We start from the raw sequence: 16,696 nt of genomic DNA, 5'->3' as shown, positions 1-16,696 counted from the left end.
CTGTCCTAAGCCCGCCGCCGTACCGGCCGAACCCACCCGGACACGAATGATGAGGACGCCCCCTTGACGCCAGATCCTTCCATCGCCGAGACACCGGCTGCCGCATCGCCGCAGTCCGCAGCGGTACAGACCGCATCGACGCCGACCGTATCGACGCAGTCCGCATCGCCGCAGTCGCCGAAGTTCCCGCGGGGAGCCCTCCTGATCCTCGCCGCGGCGGGCTTCACCGCCGTCACCACCGAGCTCCTGCCGTCCGGTTTGCTGCCGCAGATCAGCCGCGACCTGGGCGTGGAGGAATCAGCCGTGGGCTCCCTGACGGCCGCCTACGCCGCCGTCATCGTGTTCACCGCGCTTCCCCTGTCCAGGCTGCTTGGCGGCCGGGTTCCCCGCAAAACCCTGCTGATCGCTACCGTGCTCACGTTCGCCGTCAGCAACGTGTTGCTGGCCTGCAGCCCGGTCCTGGGCCTGGCCATTGCCGCGCGGCTTCTCGGCGGCGTGGCCCACGGGATGCTGTGGTCAAGCATGGCCCCGTATGTGGCGCGGATCGTTCCGGCGCACTCGGTCGGCAAGGCAATGGCCATCGTCTTCAGCGGCAACAGCATCGCCCTGGCCGTCGGTGCCCCGATCGGCACGGCAATGGGCACAGTGCTGACCTGGCGTGACTCCTTCCTTGTCCTGGCAGGGGTCGGGGCTATCCTCGCGTTGCTTGCCGTGTGGTTGCTTCCGGCCGCTCCGGAGAGCGGCGGCAATGTCACGCCCTCGCTGCGCGGAGCCCTCAAGTTGCCGGGCGTGGTTGCCGTGGCCACCGCCTGGCCGCTGCTGCTCCTGGGACACTTCACGCTGTTCACCTACATCGCCCCGTTCCTCCAAAGCGTTGGCCTGCCGGGTGCCTTCACGGGAATTTCCCTCTCCGTGGTGGGGGTCGCCAGCCTGGTGGGCATCTGGATCGCGGGTCTGACGGCGGATTCCCGTCCGCGGCGCTCCCTGCTGTGCGCGGTTGCCCTGCTCGTCGGCGCCTTCGGCCTGTTGCCCGTGCTGGGCGGCACCTGGGCGGGCGAACTCGCGCTGGTGACGCTTTGGGGAGCCGCGTTCGGGGCCATCGGCATCTACAACCAGGCAGCGATCCTCCGGGCCGGTGGGGAGCACAAAGACGCGGCCAACGGCCTGACAGTCGTGACGATTCAGCTGGGCATCGCCGTCGGCGCCGGGTACGGCGCCATGGCCCTGACCACCGCCGGTGCCCAGTTCGTGCCGCTGGCCGCGGCGGTCCCGACGGCGGCGGCCCTCGTGATCATCCTGGCCAGCCGGCGCGGCGGCTACCCCGCCGGTCCCCGCGAGCTCAGGGCCGCGGACCGGCCTTCATAAACCCGGTGAATCGGCGCCGGACCGGGACAGGCCAGCGCGCGGCACATGGGGTCTGGACTAAGGCCCTAGCACTTGACTTCAGCGCGGACGTCGCGGATCGCGGCCTCGACGTTGGAGGCTTCGTCCCGGAGGGAATCGGCTGCCTGGGTCAAGGTGGCGTTGTCAGGTACGGCCGCGACGGCGGCATTGAACTTGGCCTCGGCGGCCTTGACAGCATCCGCCCGTTGTTGCGCGAGGTTCGCGGTCTCTTTTTCGAGATCCGCGTAGGTCTTCGCGACTTGCTCTTGGGCCGCGCGGACCTGATCGACCGTGGCGTCAGGCTTCAGCGTGTTCTTGAAATTTGCCAGGGCCGCGGCATGGGCATCCACGGCGGCGCAGAGCTGCGAGACACTCGCGGGCGGGCTCGACACGGCCGAAGTGGGGCTGGACGTGCCAGCCGGCGGGTTTGCGGGGCTGCAGCCCGTGAGCAGTGCGACGGCGGCGCCAAGCGCGATTGTTCCGACGAGGATTGCGTGCGGTCTGGACATTGGAAGTTCCTCTCCAGCTGGGCTGGCCCCCGAGCATCCGAGCACCGGAGGGCATTTCCATCCTGTGCCCTGGCGCGGTCGCGGGGCCTCATCCGCCGGGGGTGAAATGACAGGGTGGATTGAGGTCTGAAATGCGTGGACGCGCCACACCGGGCGGCAGGGGCCAAAGGTCTCTTTTGGGACCGGGCGAACGCGGGTATTAATAGGTTTGCCACGGCGGACGGGTCCTCCGCGACTGGTGTTGGAGCCGGGGCGGGCGGTCCAGGGCGGTTCGTTGGAACTTCCCTGGGCCGCTGCGGAACCGCGGGGGTTGAGCCGGGCTCCGTGGGCGCCGCAGCGTTCCCGGAAAGATGAGTGGTGCCGCGGTTTCCGCCCGGACGTATGCTGTTTTCATCGGTTCAGCAGTGAGCTGCGTGCTTTGATCTCGAGCGTGGAACATGACCCAAGGAACTGCAGGAGAGGGCCGGCCGGATCGGCATGCCTCCTTCTGGGAGCTGCACTTCAACGACCCGGATATCGGTGCCTTCCTCAGCGCCGCCGTGGGTGAGTTCGTCCACGACATCGGCGGTCCTGCCCGCGGGATCAGCTGGGCCATCACGCTGCTCGGGTCAGGGGAGGCCCTCACCCTTACGGCCGGCAGCGCACCGGCGCGGGCCGCGGACGAGGCGCAGCGCTCCTTCGACGACGGCCCGGCCCGCACGGCTGTCCGCGGCGGTGAATTTGTCTCCGTGGGCGACACGTCCCTCGAGCGCCGATGGCCCGGGTATGCCAGCGCCGCCGCGGCTTTCGGTGTCCGGTCGGTCCTGTCTGTGCCGCTGGTCCCCGAAACGGTCTTCCAGGCTTCCGTGAATCTGTATGCGCCGTGGCCGCATCTGTTCACCAGCGCAGACATCACGGCAGCGGCTCGACTGGCCCGGCACGTGTCCCGCGCACTGCTTCTGGTCCAGCAGTTGGCCCTGAGGTCCGGAAGCGGTGCCGATCTCTCCTCGGCCCAACTCTCCCGGGCGCTGGCCGGCCTGGCGATGCGGACGCTCGTGCGGGAGTACGGATTTACTGAAGAGGGAGCCCTCGACTATCTCCGAAGCGTCGCGGGCGGCGCCACTGGGGAAGCGTCCGGAGGCTCCCGCGGGACAGTCGGCGCTACGCGGGAAGCGGTTGGCCTGACGCGGGAAACCGGCCGCGCCACGCGGGAACCCGGCGGCGGCACGGTCCATGTGCTCGTTCCGGATTCGGTCCAGGGCCCGAGAGAGCCCCCGCCCGGCCCCTATGCCCCGGCGCCACACGCCGGGGACGCACCTCCTGCCCGTCGACGGCGGCGGAGAACGGAAACCCCGGCCTAGGCGGCGCTGGCGTCGTTTGCCCGGTGGGCATGGTCCGGGCGGAGGGTCTTCAGGGCGCCGGCCCACGCAACCACCTGGTCAAACAGGATCTGCAGTTTCTGCTCCGCGGCCTCAGTCGGGACGAAGGCGCGGTAGTGCACGAATTCCGTGGCCAAAGGCAGGGCGACCTGCGCCCGGACATCTGCCATCTGCAGTTCTGCGGCAACTCCGCGGAAGTGCTCGACGGCGCGGATCCCGCCGCTGCTTCCATAGCTGACAAACCCGGCGGCCTTGTTGTTCCACTCCTTGTAGAGGTAGTCCACGGCGTTTTTCAGCGCCCCGGGGATCGAGTGGTTGTACTCGCCGGTGACGAAGATGTAGCCATCGAATCCGTCGACAGCCTCGGACCAGGCCTTCGTGTGCCCGAGGCTGTACCGGCCCAGGGATGGCGGCAGCGGCTCGTCGAGGAGCGGCAGGTCGAAATCGGCGACGTCGAGGACGTCAAAGGTGGCATCGCCGCGCTCTGACGCCCGTGCCTTGACCCAGTCGGCGACCGGCTTTCCGAGGCGTCCGGGCCGGGTGCTCCCGAGCACGATTGCGATGCGGATCATGGCGGACTCCCTTCCGGATGGTGTATCTGCCCACAATTAGAACAACAATCCGGACGCCCCGAAACTTCCGCGCCCGCCGCCAGCGGCCCCGAATCTGTGGGCCCCGCCTGGACCGGCCCTCAGCGGCCCAGTCGGTCCGCCACGTAGCGAAGCTGCTTCACCCAGTGATGTTCCTGCCCGCCCTCATGGTTGTTGAAACGGTAGACCTCCATGGCTTTCGCCGGGACAGCCTCCGGGACAGCCTGTGGGGCTGCCGCGCCGGCTCCCGTGCCATAGGCGTTGAAGGAGGCGAAGACGGTGGAGGGCGGGCAGACATCGTCCATCTGCGCCACCGAGAACAGCGCCGGCGCCGTCGCGCGCCGGCCCAGGTGCACGCCGTCGAAGTAGTTCAGCACGGCAAGGGCGGGCTCGTAGCGGTCGCGGTGGCGGGCCAGGAAGGCTGCGATTTCCGGGTAAGGGCCGCGCGGGGTGATGTCGATGGCACGGGCGAAGTCCTGCAGGAACGGCACGTCCGCCAGGGTGCACAAGATGCCGCCCAGGCGGGCGGCCGCCAGCCCGGCGGCCGCGATGGCCAGGCCGCCGCCCTGGCTCACGCCCGACAGGATCACCTTGGTGGCATCCACCTCGGGATGAGCCTGCGCGGCCTCGATGGCCCGGAAGGCGTCAACGAATACGCGGCGGTAGTAGTAGTCCTCCCGGGCCGAAATCCCGCGCGTCATCAGCCCGGCGTAGGCCACGTCGCCGGCCGACGGGTGCGGATCCGCGGTTTCTCCGAGGCTGCCGCCGTAGCCCTGGCCGCGGGTGTCCATGATGAAGTGCGCGTACCCCGCCTGCGCCCACCTCGTGTCCTGCTGGACCAGGCCGCGGCCGCCGGAATAGCCGGCGAACTGCACCACCACGGGCAAAGGGTGGCCGGTGATCCGGTTCGCCGGCAGGTGCAGCCAGCCCTTGATCCGGGCTCCGCCGAATCCCGCGAACGAGACATCGAAACTGTCAATGACACTGAGGTGGTTCTCCACCGGTGCGTAGACAGCGTCCAGCGGGAAGTCCCGGGCTTCGGCAAGGGTCCGGTCCCAGAACTCGTCGAAGTCCTCGGGTTCGACGGCGGCCGAGGTGTACGTGCGCAGCTGATCCAGCGTCAGGTCAAAGAGGGGCATGAGGTCTCCGGGGGAGTGAGGCGGGCTGTCAGTAGGTGATCCTACGTCCGATATTCGAATCAGCCGAGCACCACCAGGAAAATTCTTGCCGACGCGCAACAAGAAACCCAGACATTGGACATCCCATCTCCTGTACGCTTGAATCAGGAGTGGCCATGTCCGGCTGCGGCCAGAAGGAGAGAGTCATGAGCATAGAATCCCGCGTTGTGTCGCCGGCCCGTTTCAGCGCTCAAATCAGGTCCCATGTGCTGCAAACGCGCATCATGGACCTCATCCTGGAACAGGGTCTGGACGTCGGTGACGCCATGCCCACCGAGACTGAACTTTCTGCCGTGCTCGGCGTCGGGCGCAACACCGTGCGGGAGTCCTTGAAGGTCCTCCAGGCGCTCGGCGTGATCGAGATCCGCCACGGCTTCGGCATGTTTGTCGCCCCCAACAACTTCAGCGCGCTGACCGACGGACTGGCCTTCCGGGGACGGCTGTCCCTCCGGCACCGGGGTGAGGAAGCGATGGAGCTCATTGACGTGCGGCAGGCACTGGAATCCGGCCTGATTGGATCCGCCATCGATCTCATGACAGAGGAGCACCTCAGTGATCTCCGCAGCACCCTGGAACAGATGGAAACAGCCGGGGACGCCGGGCAGGCCTTTGCCGAACTGGACGCGGAATTCCACCGTGGACTCTATGCACCCCTGAATAACGAGCTGCTGATCGATCTCATGGACGTCTTCTGGAAGGTCTACCGGCAGATCCACCAGGCCCTTGGAACGGGTCCGGTGGACCTGCCGGAACTGGCCCGTGTCCACCGGGAAATTTACGAGGCCGTTGCGGACAAGGACAAGACGCTGGCCTCCGAACGCCTGCAGCGCCACTTCGACGGCATCCGCCAAAAACTCAAGGACGTCGCCGCCCGCTAGGCAGGCCGCCGCGGGCGAGCCGCCACGCACCACGCCAGACCCACAGAAAGCGCCTCCCGTGATGGAAATTTTCGTAGTACCCAACGCTGAAGGAACCGGGGCCGTCGCCGCCGGAATCCTGGCCGCCGTCGTCCGCAGCAGGCCCGACGCCGTCCTGGGCCTGGCCACCGGCGGCTCGCCGCTGCCGGTGTATGCGGCCCTCGCCGGCCACCGGCTGGACATGTCCGGTATCCGCGGATTCGCCCTGGATGAGTACGTGGGGCTGCCGGCCGGCCATCCGCAGAGCTACGCGGAGGTAGTGCGGAGGGAAGTGACGGAACGGCTGCACCTTGATCCGGCCAACGTCTTCATTCCCGACGGCGGCTCGGGAAATCCCGAAGCGGCGGCGCGGGACTACGACCAGGCGATTGCCCGGGCGGGCGGGATCGACGTGCAGATCCTCGGGATCGGGCACAACGGGCACCTGGCCTTCAACGAACCCGGCTCACCGCTTGATTCCCGTACCCGGGTTGAGGTGCTCACAGAGCGCACCCGGCAGGCGAACTCCCGCTATTTCGACAGCCCCGAAGAGGTCCCCGAGCGGTGCATCACCCAGGGCCTGGGAACCATCCTCGAAGCGCGGCAACTGCTGCTGGTGGTCAACGGGGCGGACAAGGCCGAGATCCTCCGCGAAGCGCTTGCCGGTCCCGTTTCGCCGGCGTGCCCCGCCTCGGTACTGCAGCTGCACGGGCATGTGACGGTGGTCGCGGACGAGGCTGCTGCCACCCGGCTCGCGGACCTCCCGGCAGGATTCATCCACGGGTCCGGAGCAGTCAAAGTGCGTGCCGGAGCAGCCGCCGGCTGAATCCCTGACCAGCCCTGACCGGCCCTGACCGGCCCCAGCCGGTGCTCGTGCGCGGCTCAGGCGGGGGCGGCCAGGACCTGCCCGCCGCGCAGGACGGTCACCAGCTCGAAGCCCGGCCCGACCGCGACGATGTCGGCGCGCATTCCCGCCCGGAGGCCGCCGACCTCGGATTCCAGACCCAGCATGCGGGCAGGGACCAAGGTCGCGGCCAGGACGGCGTCGGCGGGACTCACGCCGGCCGCGATCGTGGTGCGGACAACGTCCAGCAGGGTCGCCGTGCCCCCGGCGAGGGCGCCGTTGCTCCTCAGGGTGGCCACGCCGTCGAGCACCACCACCTCCGAGGGGCCGAGTTCGTAATCGCCGTCGGGCAGCCCGGTGGCCGCCATGGAGTCCGTCACCAGCGCGATGCCCCCGGCCCCGACCAGGTCAAAGACCATCCGGACCGTCTCCGGATCGAGGTGGACGCCATCGCCGATCAGCTCGACCGCCACAGTGCCCGCGGCCGCCAGCCGCAGGCACGCGGCGACCGGCCCGGGACTGCGGTGGTGCAGGGGCGGCATGCCGTTGAACAGATGGGTGACCGTGGGCCGGGCATGCGGCCCGAAGCCACTGCCGGATCCGGCGCTGCCGATGAGCTCCGCGGCCTCCGCCAGCGAGTCAGCCGCCAGCCGGGCATCGGCATCGGTATGGCCCAGGGAGGGGGTGACCCCGTGCTCGGTGAGCGCACGGAGCAATTCACTGGCGCCCGGCAGTTCGGGGGCGTAGGTCATGGTTCGCAGTGCGCCGCCGGCGGCCGCGAGCATCTGCCGGAGCAGCTCAGGATCGGGGTCCCGCAGCCAGAGGGGGTTCTGTGCGCCGCAACGGACGTGGGAGAGGAAGGGCCCCTCGGAATGGATGCCGGCGATCAGACCCTCGGCCGCCAAGACCTTCAGGACGCCAAGGGAGCGCAGCAGCTCCTCGGCGGAGGCCGTGACCAGGCTGGCGAGCAGGCTGGTGGTCCCGCTGCGGTGCAGGAAGTCCACCGCATCCCGGCAAGCCCGGTCATCGCCCGTCGGGAACCCGCCGCCCGCGGCGCCATGGCAGTGCAGGTCAACGAGCCCGGGAAGCAGCGAACTCCCGTCCGGCAGCGGGAGCTCCGCCGCATCCGGGAACTGCGCGGCTTCAAAGCCGCTGCCGGGTCCCGCGTAGGCGATCCGGCCGCCCTGCACCGCCACCACAGAGTCGGCGGTGACAGCGCCGTCCGTGACGAGGGTGCCGCGCAGGACGTAGGCGGGGGCTTCGCGGGATTCCGGCATCGGGACAGTCCTCAGGAGTGCAGCGCGGCGGCGAACCAGCCGCTGATGGTGGCCGGGTGGGTGATGGCGGTGCCGACGACGACGGCGAACGCGCCGGCCGCGAGCGCCTGTCGGGCCTGGACAGGGGTGTGGATGCGGCCCTCGGCGATGAGCGGCTTGCCGAGACCGGCAGCGGCGATCTGTTCCAGCAGGTCCAGGTCGGGGCCGGGAGTCTTGGCGCGTTCACCGGTGTAGCCGGCCAGCGTGGTGCCGATCAGGTCCGCGCCGGCCTCGACGGCGGCTGCGGCGTCCTCAAGGGATCCACAGTCGGCCATGACCAGGGCATGGGAGCCGGCATGGATGCCGGCCACCGTGGCGGCCAGGCTCAGGCCGTCCGGGCGTTGGCGCCGGGTGCCGTCAATGGCCACCACATGCGCCCCGGCGTTGGCCACCGCCAGGGCGTGACGCAGCGTCGGGGTGATGAACACGCCGTCGTGGCCGTCCTTCCAGAGCCCGATCACCGGGACCTCGACGGCGGCGCGGGTGTGCTCGATATCGGCCAGCCCCTGGACCCGGACGGCCGCTGCGCCCCCGATCACGGCCGAAGCCGCGAACTGCGCGGTGGTGCGGGGATCGCGCATCGGTTCGCCGGGGTAGGCCTGGCAGGAAACGATGAGCTGGGAGCGGAGGGATTCGAGGCCCTCGGGAGTCAGGAGCATGGTGCCTGTTTCTGTGGTTCTCAGTGGTTCTCGGTGGTTCTCGGTGGTTCGGTATTCGCGGACAGAAGCGGTCAGTTGAAGACTAGCCTTGCGGCCCCGACGATGGCCGCGGAGTTCGCCAGCGAGGCCCGCAGGACCGGCACACGGACCAGCGGGTCCAGCAGTTCCCGGCGCAGGGCGGCCTTCATGGGATTCCACCAGAGTTCTCCGGCGTCGGCCATGCCCCCGGACACCACCACGACCTCGGGGTCCAGGACGTTGACCAGGCCCCCGGCCGCCTGCCCGGCGGCCTCGGCGGCGGTGCGGACGGCGCGGTTGGCCGCGGGATCGCCGTCGCGGGCCAGCGCGAATACCGCACGGGTGTCCGGTACGGCGGGGGATCCGCCCAGGTGGAGGAACGCCGCGTGGATGCCCGGGCCGGAGGCGGCGGCCTCGACATGGCCCGAGCCCCCGCAGGAACAGGGCAACGCCTCGCCGTCGGCGTACGCGTAAGGGGAGGCAGTGTGGCCGACGTGGCCTCCCACGTACCGGTGGCCGAGGACCGGCCGGCCGGCCAGCACGAAGCTTCCGCCCACACCGGTGCCGAAGGCAACCAGCAAGGAGCTCGCCGTCCCGGCAGCTGCCCCGCGCCAGGACTCGCCGAGCGCATGGGCGTGGACGTCGTTCACGGCGCTGACCGCGCCGGGCGGAAGGCCCAGCCGACGGGACAGGCCTTCGGTCAGCGCGGTCCCGGCCCAGCCGTGGATGGCGTCCGTTGCGGACACCACGACGCCCCGGCCGGCGTCGATCACGCCGGCCGAGCCGACGCCGATGCCTGCTATGTCGAGGCCCTGCGCGTGCGCCCGCGCCTGGAGCCCGGCGACCAGGGCTGCGGTGGCGTCCAGGACAGCCTCGCCGCCGGCGCGGCTGGGGGTCGGGACGGTTTCCGAGAACAGCAGTTCGCCGTCCTCCGAGACCACCCCGGCCGCCGTCTTGGTGCCGCCAAGATCGACCCCAATAGCGTGGGCCATGTTCCTCCTCCGTCGGGTATCTGCGGGCGTGGTGGCCGGCGCCTAGATCAGGCCGTTGCGTTCGAGGATGACCTTGATGGCCGTGGTCTCGTCCTCATTCAGGGACGGCATGGGCGCACTCATGGTGTTGGATTCGATGACGCCCATGAGCTGGAGGGCGGTCTTGAAGGCCCCGAGCCCCGCGGCGCCGCCCGAGACCCGGCCGTTGGGGGTGTAGACGATCTCGAAGAGGTCGGCGAGGCGGTCCTGCTCCGCGGCGGCCTTGGCCCAGTCGCCGGCGGCCGCGGCGTCCATGAGGTTCCGGTAGCCGCGGGGGTCCACGTTGCCGAGGCCCGGGACGACGCCCTGCGCACCACCGAGGAGGGCGCCGTCGACCACGACCTCGTGGCCGGTGAAGATGTCGAAGTTGGGGATGTCGCGGGCAGCCAGCAGCAGCTGGCGGAAGCCGACGTCGTCACCGGAGGAGTCCTTCACACCGGCGATCACGCCGTCCCGGCCGAGCCGGACCAGCAGGTCCGTGGGCAGCTTGAAGTGGGTGCGGACCGGGACGTCGTAGGCGAAGATCGGCGTGCTGACGGCGTTGTGGATGGCGCGGAAGTGTGTTTCCGTCTCCTCGGCGTTGCCGATCGCGTAGTACATCGACGTCACGACAATCGCGTCGGCGCCGAGGTCGATCACCTTCCGGGCTTCTTCGATGACGCGGTTGGTGGTCTGTTCGTTGGCGCCGACGATCAGCGGAACGCTAGCTGCGCCGGCAGCAGCATTCTCGGCGGCGATGGTGCTGACGACGAGTTCGCGCTCGGCGTTGCTCAGGTAGGGGACTTCGCCGGAGGAGCCCAGGACGAAGAGCCCGGACACGCCGCCGTCGAGGAGGTGGCGCGTGAGGTTCTTCAGCGAATCGGTGTCGACGCTGCCGTCAGCGTGGCGGGGGGTGACGACCGGGGGAATGACGCCCTGGAATTGGGTAGGCACAGGTAACTCCAATGATGGTTTCTTGAATGCGGAAAAGTGTGGGATTCAGGGGTGCAGCAGGCTGGGAGCGGCGCCGAGCAGTTTCTTCGTGTAGTCGTTGGACGGGTTGTCGAAGACCTGTCCGGCGGGTCCTTCCTCGACGATTTCGCCGAAGTACATGACGCAGATCCGGTCCGAGACATAGCGGACGGTCTGGATATCGTGCGAAATGAAGACCATGCCCAGGTTCAGCTGGGTCTTCAGGTCCGCGAGCAGGTTCAGCACCTGTGCCCGCACCGAGACGTCCAGCGCAGAAGTGGGCTCGTCCGCCACGATGATGTCCGGGTCCAATGCGAGGGCCCGGGCGATGGCGACGCGCTGGCGCTGGCCGCCGGAGACCTGGGAGGGCGTGACCTCGGCGGCGGAGTACGGCAGCCCAACGAGGGCCAGCAGGTCCTTGACCTTCGCCGCCCGGGTGGCCGCGGTGCCGATCCCATGGATCTGGAGCGGATCGGTGAGGATGTCCTGGATGGTCATGCGGGGGTTCAGCGCGGTGGACGGGTCCTGGAAAACCACCGAGACGGCGCGGCCGAATTCCTTGCGCAGGGCGGCATTGCGCCTGCCGGCGGGCTTGCCGTGGAACAGGACCTCGCCTGAGGTGGGGGCCTGCAGGCCCACCAGCACCGAGGCCAGGGTGGACTTGCCGCAGCCGGATTCGCCCACGATCCCCACGGTCTCGCCGCGGCTGATGGTGAAGTCCACCCCGTTGACGGCCTTGACGAACGTGGGGCGGAACAGCCCGCCGGTACGGGCCCGGTGGTGGACCTTGACGTTCTTCAGTTCAATCACGGGTTTGCCGGTTGATGTGCTCACTTGGCGTCCTCCTTGAGGTGGCTGGCCCAGTAGTGGTCGCTGTCCGGGTCAAAGGGGGTCAGGACGAGCCGCTGGTCCGGGTCGGCGTCGGGCCGCAGCGAGCGGGCGGCGAACCTGTCGCCGGCGGCGAAATCCCGGGGCGAGGGCACGGTGCCGGGGATCTGGTGCAGCCGGTCGGCGTCGGCCTCGATGGAGAGGACGGCGCCGAGCAGGCCGCGGGTGTATTCGTGCTGGCGGTTCTGCAGCAGCGCGGACGCCTGGGCGGATTCGACCACCTGCCCGGCGTACATCACGGTGATGCGGTGCGCGAGCGAGGCCACCAGGGCCAGATCGTGGCTGACGAACACCATGGCGAAGCCCAGCTGTTCGCGCAGTTCGTTGAGCAGTTGCACCACCTGGTGCTGCACGGTCACATCCAGCGCCGTGGTGGGCTCGTCCGCGACCACGATCCGGGGCGAGCGGGAGAGCGCCATGGCGATCAGGACGCGCTGGCGCTGGCCGCCGGAGAGCTCATGCGGGTAGCTGGCCAGCGTGCGGACGGGATCCAGCTTGACCATTTCCAGGAGCTCCGCGGGGGTCTTGCGGCCGCCGCGGCGGGTGAGCTGCTGCAGCTGGTCCTTGATCTTCATGGAGGGGTTGAGCGAGCTCAGCGCGTCCTGGTACACCATGGCGATCTGCTGGCCGCGAAGCCCCTCGTAGGCCTTGGCGCTGCTGTTGCCGGTGGAGGCGTCCAGCAGTTCCTTGCCGTCGAACGTGATGGAGCCGGAGATCACGGCGGTCTTGGGCAGCAGGCCCATGATGGCCAGCGACGTGATGGACTTGCCGCAGCCGGATTCGCCCACCAGGCCCATGGTTTCACCTTCGCGGACGCTGAAGGAGACGTTGTCCACGATCGCGGTGTCGCCAAAGCGGCCGGGGAAGCGGATGGACAGGTTCTTGACCTCGAGGACCGTGCGGGCGGTGTCCGGGACCTGGGGGAGGCGGTCCGTGCGGCCGGCCTCGACGGCGGTCAGCAGGTTCAGCCCCTCCTCCAGCAGGGCATGGTGGCCGGCGTTCTTGTCCTGGGGGTAGCCGGCCTGCGGGAATCCGGCTTCCGGGACGGCATCGCCAGCGGCGGCGCGGACGCCGTCGAGTTCGTGCAGCTCCACCACGGAGCCCTGGGCCACGGACGTGCCGATCTCGGCGTCGACGGCGGCGATGGGGGAGGAGAAGCCGTCGTCGTCCTTCACTACCGGGGCCTTGCGGAGTTTGGGGTTGACCATGGCGTCGGTGAGTCCCTCGGCCAGGATGTTCAGGGCGAGCACTGTGAGCAGGATGGTCAGGCCCGCGAAGGTGGTGGCCCACCAGCCGCCGGAGAGGACCAAGTTGCGGCCGTAGGAGATCACGTTGCCCCACGACGGTGCGGGGTCCTGGACGCCGGCGCCCAGGAAGGAGAGCGAGGCCTCCAGGATGATCGCGTCCGCGACCATCACCGTGGCGAACACCAGGACCGGAGCGGCAGTGTTGCGGACGATGTGCTTGAGCAGGATGTAGGAGCGGCCGGCGCCGATCACCCGGGCGGCCCGGACATAGTCCTCGCCGTACTGGGAGAGCACGTTGGCGCGCACCACCCGGGCCAGCTGGGGCGTGTAAATCACCGCGATGGCCACGATGATGGTGGGCACGGTGTTGCCGAAGACGGCCAGCAGCACAGCGGCCAGCGCGATGCCCGGGAAAGCCATGAGGATGTCCATGAGCCGCATGATGACCTCGTTGACGCCCTTGCCGGAGGTCGCGGCGAGGGCGCCAAGCACGGCGCCGGCGATCACGGCCAGCGCCACCGCGCCCAGGCCGATCATCAGGGAGGACTGGGCGCCGTAGAGCAGGCGCGAGAAGATATCGCGGCCCAGCCGGTCGGTGCCGAACAGGTTCTCACCGCCCGGAGGGGTCGCCGGAATGAAGGACTCCAGCGGGTCGTGCGGGGCGATCACGGGCGCAAAGACGGCGGCAAGGGTGATGACCGCAAGGAAGACGAGGGCGAGCCGGGAGCTCCAGGGGAGGGCCTTGAACCGGATCCCCGGGGCGCTGAGGCGTTCAGCGAGTTTGCTGCGCATGGGTCAGACCGTCCTGATTCGGGGGTTGATGAGCAGGTACAGAAGGTCGACGGCGATGTTCACGAGCACAAAGGTCACGGAGATGGTCAGGACCACGCCCTGCACGAGGTTGACGTCGAGGTTGGTGATGCCGTTGAGGATCAGCTGGCCCATGCCCGGCAGGGCAAAGATCATCTCGATCACGACGGCGCCGCCCAGCAGGTAGCCGATCCGCAGTCCCAGCACGGTCACCGGGGTGACCAGGGCGTTGCGGAGCACGTTGCGGGACACGACCTCGCGGTAGGGGACGCCATTGCCGATCGCGGTGCGGACGTAGTCCCGGTCCAGTTCCTCGACCATCGAGGTGCGGACCACCCGGATCAGCGAGGCCGAAACCGGGATGCCGAGGGCCAGGGCCGGGAGCGTCATCGAGTTCAGCCAGCCGCCGAAGCCCGATTCCGGCGTCGCGATGCCGCCGGAGGGGAAGATCGGGTTGGCGCCGAGGGCGAACCACTGGATGAGCAGGATGCCGAGCCAGAACGAGGGCGTCGCTACCGCGGCGATCGAGAAGACCCGGACCAGCTGGTCGGGCCACTTGTCCCGGTAGAGGGCCCCGGCAATGCCGAACGGGAGCGAGACCGCGACGGCGATCAGCACGCCCAGGAACGTGAGCTGGAGGGTCAGCGGGAAGGCCGCGGCGATCATGTCGGCCACGGACTTCGCCGGTGGGGTGGTGACCCCGAGGTCAAACTGGAGCAGCTTGCCCAGGAACCGGAAATACTGCAGGACCACCGGATCGTTGAGCCCGTTGCTCTGGCGGTACTGTTCCTTGGCTTCCTCGCTGGCTCCGTCGCCGAGGGCGCTGCTCGCCTGGTCACCGGGGGCGGCCTGCAGGACGAGGAACACCAGCAGGGTAATGCCCAGGATCATCAGGGGCAGCGCCGCCAGCCTGCGGCCCAGCAGGCGCAATATTGTGACCAATGTTGTCTCCGGAATTCGTGGAAGGTTGTCCCGGCCTCAGCCGGCACGGGTGGCAGTGCAGGCCGGTCCGGGCGGGAGGGGGACCCGCCCGGACCAGCGGTTGGCAACACTTAGATTGGCATGCCTCAGGCGGTGCGGCCGACGCCCACGAGGCCGATGCCGGTGGTGGGCAGCGGCTTGAAGCCGCTGAGCTTCTTGGCATCCCACGCGCTGGGCAGCTGGCGGTGGAAGATCGGGTACAGCGGGAGCTCCTCGGACACCAGATCCACAATGTCGCCGGTCAGTTTCTTGGCCTCTGCCGGGGCGGACTGGCCGGCCTTGGCCATGAGGTCCACCAGTGTGGCCCGTTCCGGTGTGGCGGCCCAGTAGGCGCGGCCCTTCATCCACGTGTCGCCGGCGTAGAACCAGCTCAGCAGCAGGTCGGCGTCGTTGCCGAAGACGGACGGGTCGCCCGGGGCGGCGACCACGGAGAAGTCGGCCTTGCCGACGCGGTCGGTGTACAGCGCGCCGGACTGCAGGTTCTTCAGGGTGACCTTGACGCCGGGGATCTTGTTCCAGGATTCCAGCATCAGCGGGGCCACATCCTTGACCCAGGCGGTGTCTGTGGTCAGGAGTTCGAATTCCAGGTTCGTGACGCCGGCCTGCTTCAGCAGTTCCTGGGCCTTGGTGGGGTCGTAGCCGTAAACGTTCTTGGCCTTGACGTAGTCCGGATGTCCCTCCTGGAAGTAGGAGCTGGAGGCCTTGGCGTTGCCGAACAGCGCCTTCTTGATGATGGAGTCCTTGTCCAGGCCGTAGTGCAGGGCCTGGCGGACCAGCTTGTTGTCGAACGGGGCCTTGGCGCAGTTGAACATCAGGAACAGCATGCCGAAGGACTGGACGGATTCCACGGTGGCCTTGGACTTCAGCCCCTCGATGTCCAGGTAGGGGACGTCCTCGATGGCCTGCACGCGGCCGGACTGCATCGCCGTGACGCGGGCGGCGGCGTCGGAGAGCAGCAGCCAGGTCATGCCCTTGGCCAGGGCGGGCATCGGTCCGTTGTAGTCGGCGTTCGCCTCGAACACGATCTTGTCGTCCTTGACGGCGGAGATCAGCTTGTACGGGCCGGTGCCGACGGGCTTGGCGTCGAAGGCCTTCAGCTGGTCCGAGCCGAGCGGGAAGTTGGCGAGGGCCTTGGGCACGATCTTGACCACGGAGATGCGCGAGGGGAAGGCGGGGAAGGCGTACTTCAGCGAGAACTCGACGGTCTTGGCGTCGACGGCCTTGACGTCCTTGATGAACGGGATGAACTGCGAGAACAGCGACTTGTTGGCCGGGTCCAGGACGCGGGTGAAGGAGAAGACGACGTCCTCGGCGGTGACCGGGGAGCCGTTGTGGAACTTGGCGGCGTCCCGCAGCGTCACCCGGTAGGTGGTGGCGTTGACCATCTTGGGGTCGGCCGCGGCGAGGGCGTTGTACGGTTCGCGGGTGGCGGGGTGCAGCTCCACGAGGCCCTCGTAGACGTGCAGGTTGGCGGCCAGCGGGGTCGCCCCGGAGCTGGAAAGCGGATCGAAGCCTGTGGACAGGGCGTAGGAGATGCCCGCTTCGATGATGAGGTCCTTGTTGATCGGCGCGGTGTTGGCGGCCGCTCCCGCGGTGGTGCTGGCGGGCCCGCCGCACGCGGCAAGGGACGTGGTGAAAGCCGCGGCAACGCCCAGCGCGCCTGACAGCTTGAGGAAGCTCCGGCGGCTGGCGTCGTTCACCAGCGGCAAGTTCTTTAGTGTCTTGCTCATTATTTGCCTCACCATTCGAGTCTATTTATCGGATGTAGGACGTCCGATGCTTAGAAGAACTGTAAGGGCCATCACACGGGCCCGTCAAGCGGGGCGGAGGAGCCGCGTTACGGCAGCCCGGGAGGCGAGTCCGGCAGCCGCCCGGGGGCCGGGTCCGGGCGGCATTGGAGCCGGGTCCGGGCGGCGTTCCTCGGCGAACGGGGGAGGCCGCCGCCGGAGTCCCCCACCTTTGCCGGGCCACGGCGGCGTGTCCGCCCAGAACGACGGCGAGTCCCGGCGAAGTGGCGGCAAAGGTGGGGAAACTCCG

General features: G+C 68.9%; 15 protein-coding genes. 4 read left to right on the top strand and 11 right to left on the bottom strand.

The window, feature by feature from the left end; genetic code table 11:
* Positions 1-63: 63 nt before the first annotated feature.
* Complete coding sequence (locus AC1DDO_RS07720) at positions 64-1,365, top strand: MFS transporter (RefSeq protein ID WP_476971677.1); 1,302 nt, start codon at positions 64-66, stop codon at positions 1,363-1,365.
* 65 nt (positions 1,366-1,430) lie between these two features.
* Here AC1DDO_RS07720 and AC1DDO_RS07715 read toward each other — a convergent pair whose 3' ends face one another.
* Positions 1,431-1,892, bottom strand: a complete 462-nt coding sequence (locus AC1DDO_RS07715) for a hypothetical protein (RefSeq protein WP_441408339.1) — start codon at positions 1,890-1,892, stop codon at positions 1,431-1,433.
* 437 nt (positions 1,893-2,329) lie between these two features.
* Between AC1DDO_RS07715 and AC1DDO_RS07710 the strand changes: the two genes are divergently transcribed.
* Entirely contained in the window at positions 2,330-3,232 is a 903-nt protein-coding gene (locus tag AC1DDO_RS07710; RefSeq protein WP_476971676.1) for a GAF domain-containing protein, read from the top strand.
* On the opposite strand, the gene AC1DDO_RS07705 is transcribed toward AC1DDO_RS07710, so the two are convergent.
* Positions 3,229-3,822, bottom strand: coding sequence for an NADPH-dependent FMN reductase (locus tag AC1DDO_RS07705; protein ID WP_476971675.1), 594 nt, complete (start codon positions 3,820-3,822; stop codon positions 3,229-3,231). The genes AC1DDO_RS07710 and AC1DDO_RS07705 overlap by 4 nt on opposite strands.
* A gap of 119 nt (positions 3,823-3,941) precedes the next feature.
* Complete coding sequence (locus tag AC1DDO_RS07700; RefSeq protein ID WP_476971674.1) at positions 3,942-4,979, bottom strand: acetylxylan esterase; 1,038 nt, start codon at positions 4,977-4,979, stop codon at positions 3,942-3,944.
* Positions 4,980-5,164: 185 nt separating this feature from the next.
* Between AC1DDO_RS07700 and AC1DDO_RS07695 the strand changes: the two genes are divergently transcribed.
* Both AC1DDO_RS07695 and AC1DDO_RS07690 read left to right on the top strand, forming a co-directional pair.
* Entirely contained in the window at positions 5,165-5,896 is a 732-nt protein-coding gene (locus tag AC1DDO_RS07695; protein ID WP_441408335.1) for a FadR/GntR family transcriptional regulator, read from the top strand.
* A 61-nt stretch (positions 5,897-5,957) separates the two neighbouring features.
* A complete protein-coding gene (locus AC1DDO_RS07690) occupies positions 5,958-6,740 on the top strand; it encodes a glucosamine-6-phosphate deaminase (protein WP_476971733.1) in 783 nt (260 codons plus the stop codon).
* 56 nt (positions 6,741-6,796) lie between these two features.
* Here AC1DDO_RS07690 and AC1DDO_RS07685 read toward each other — a convergent pair whose 3' ends face one another.
* From AC1DDO_RS07685 to AC1DDO_RS07650, 8 genes are all read right to left on the bottom strand, one after another.
* Positions 6,797-8,035, bottom strand: coding sequence for an N-acetylglucosamine-6-phosphate deacetylase (locus AC1DDO_RS07685; protein ID WP_476971673.1), 1,239 nt, complete (start codon positions 8,033-8,035; stop codon positions 6,797-6,799).
* Positions 8,036-8,046: 11 nt separating this feature from the next.
* Entirely contained in the window at positions 8,047-8,733 is a 687-nt protein-coding gene (locus tag AC1DDO_RS07680) for an N-acetylmannosamine-6-phosphate 2-epimerase (RefSeq protein WP_476971672.1), read from the bottom strand.
* 71 nt (positions 8,734-8,804) lie between these two features.
* Positions 8,805-9,743 (bottom strand): ROK family protein, encoded by a 939-nt coding sequence (locus tag AC1DDO_RS07675; RefSeq protein ID WP_476971671.1) that lies wholly within the window; start codon positions 9,741-9,743, stop codon positions 8,805-8,807.
* A 42-nt stretch (positions 9,744-9,785) separates the two neighbouring features.
* Positions 9,786-10,715, bottom strand: coding sequence for a dihydrodipicolinate synthase family protein (locus AC1DDO_RS07670; RefSeq protein WP_476971670.1), 930 nt, complete (start codon positions 10,713-10,715; stop codon positions 9,786-9,788).
* 45 nt (positions 10,716-10,760) lie between these two features.
* Positions 10,761-11,567, bottom strand: coding sequence for an ATP-binding cassette domain-containing protein (locus AC1DDO_RS07665; protein ID WP_441408329.1), 807 nt, complete (start codon positions 11,565-11,567; stop codon positions 10,761-10,763).
* Positions 11,564-13,660 carry a dipeptide/oligopeptide/nickel ABC transporter permease/ATP-binding protein gene (locus tag AC1DDO_RS07660; RefSeq protein WP_476971669.1) on the bottom strand — a complete coding sequence of 699 codons (2,097 nt, stop codon included), beginning with the start codon at positions 13,658-13,660 and terminating at the stop codon, positions 11,564-11,566. The genes AC1DDO_RS07665 and AC1DDO_RS07660 overlap by 4 nt, the downstream gene beginning before the upstream one ends.
* Before the next feature lie 3 nt (positions 13,661-13,663).
* Positions 13,664-14,620: an ABC transporter permease gene (locus AC1DDO_RS07655; RefSeq protein ID WP_476971668.1), complete on the bottom strand. Its 957-nt coding sequence runs from the start codon at positions 14,618-14,620 to the stop codon at positions 13,664-13,666.
* Between the two features lie 125 nt (positions 14,621-14,745).
* On the bottom strand, positions 14,746-16,389 hold the full coding sequence (locus AC1DDO_RS07650; RefSeq protein WP_476971667.1) for an ABC transporter substrate-binding protein: 1,644 nt from the start codon (positions 16,387-16,389) through the stop codon (positions 14,746-14,748).
* Between the last annotated feature and the right edge of the window lie 307 nt (positions 16,390-16,696).

This window comes from Arthrobacter sp. 10N43, assembly GCF_056394525.1.
Note: the sequence above shows the minus strand (reverse complement) of the source record. Positions and strands in the feature narration are given on the sequence as shown.

Coding starts and splice junctions, on each gene's coding strand:
- AC1DDO_RS07650 (WP_476971667.1), bottom strand. CDS start 16,389: ATGAGCAAGACACTAAAGAACTTGCCGCTGGTGAACGACGCCAGCCGC.
- AC1DDO_RS07675 (WP_476971671.1), bottom strand. CDS start 9,743: ATGGCCCACGCTATTGGGGTCGATCTTGGCGGCACCAAGACGGCGGCC.
- AC1DDO_RS07715 (WP_441408339.1), bottom strand. CDS start 1,892: ATGTCCAGACCGCACGCAATCCTCGTCGGAACAATCGCGCTTGGCGCC.
- AC1DDO_RS07700 (WP_476971674.1), bottom strand. CDS start 4,979: ATGCCCCTCTTTGACCTGACGCTGGATCAGCTGCGCACGTACACCTCG.
- AC1DDO_RS07710 (WP_476971676.1), top strand. CDS start 2,330: ATGACCCAAGGAACTGCAGGAGAGGGCCGGCCGGATCGGCATGCCTCC.
- AC1DDO_RS07680 (WP_476971672.1), bottom strand. CDS start 8,733: ATGCTCCTGACTCCCGAGGGCCTCGAATCCCTCCGCTCCCAGCTCATC.
- AC1DDO_RS07685 (WP_476971673.1), bottom strand. CDS start 8,035: ATGCCGGAATCCCGCGAAGCCCCCGCCTACGTCCTGCGCGGCACCCTC.
- AC1DDO_RS07690 (WP_476971733.1), top strand. CDS start 5,958: ATGGAAATTTTCGTAGTACCCAACGCTGAAGGAACCGGGGCCGTCGCC.
- AC1DDO_RS07695 (WP_441408335.1), top strand. CDS start 5,165: ATGAGCATAGAATCCCGCGTTGTGTCGCCGGCCCGTTTCAGCGCTCAA.
- AC1DDO_RS07705 (WP_476971675.1), bottom strand. CDS start 3,822: ATGATCCGCATCGCAATCGTGCTCGGGAGCACCCGGCCCGGACGCCTC.
- AC1DDO_RS07660 (WP_476971669.1), bottom strand. CDS start 13,660: ATGCGCAGCAAACTCGCTGAACGCCTCAGCGCCCCGGGGATCCGGTTC.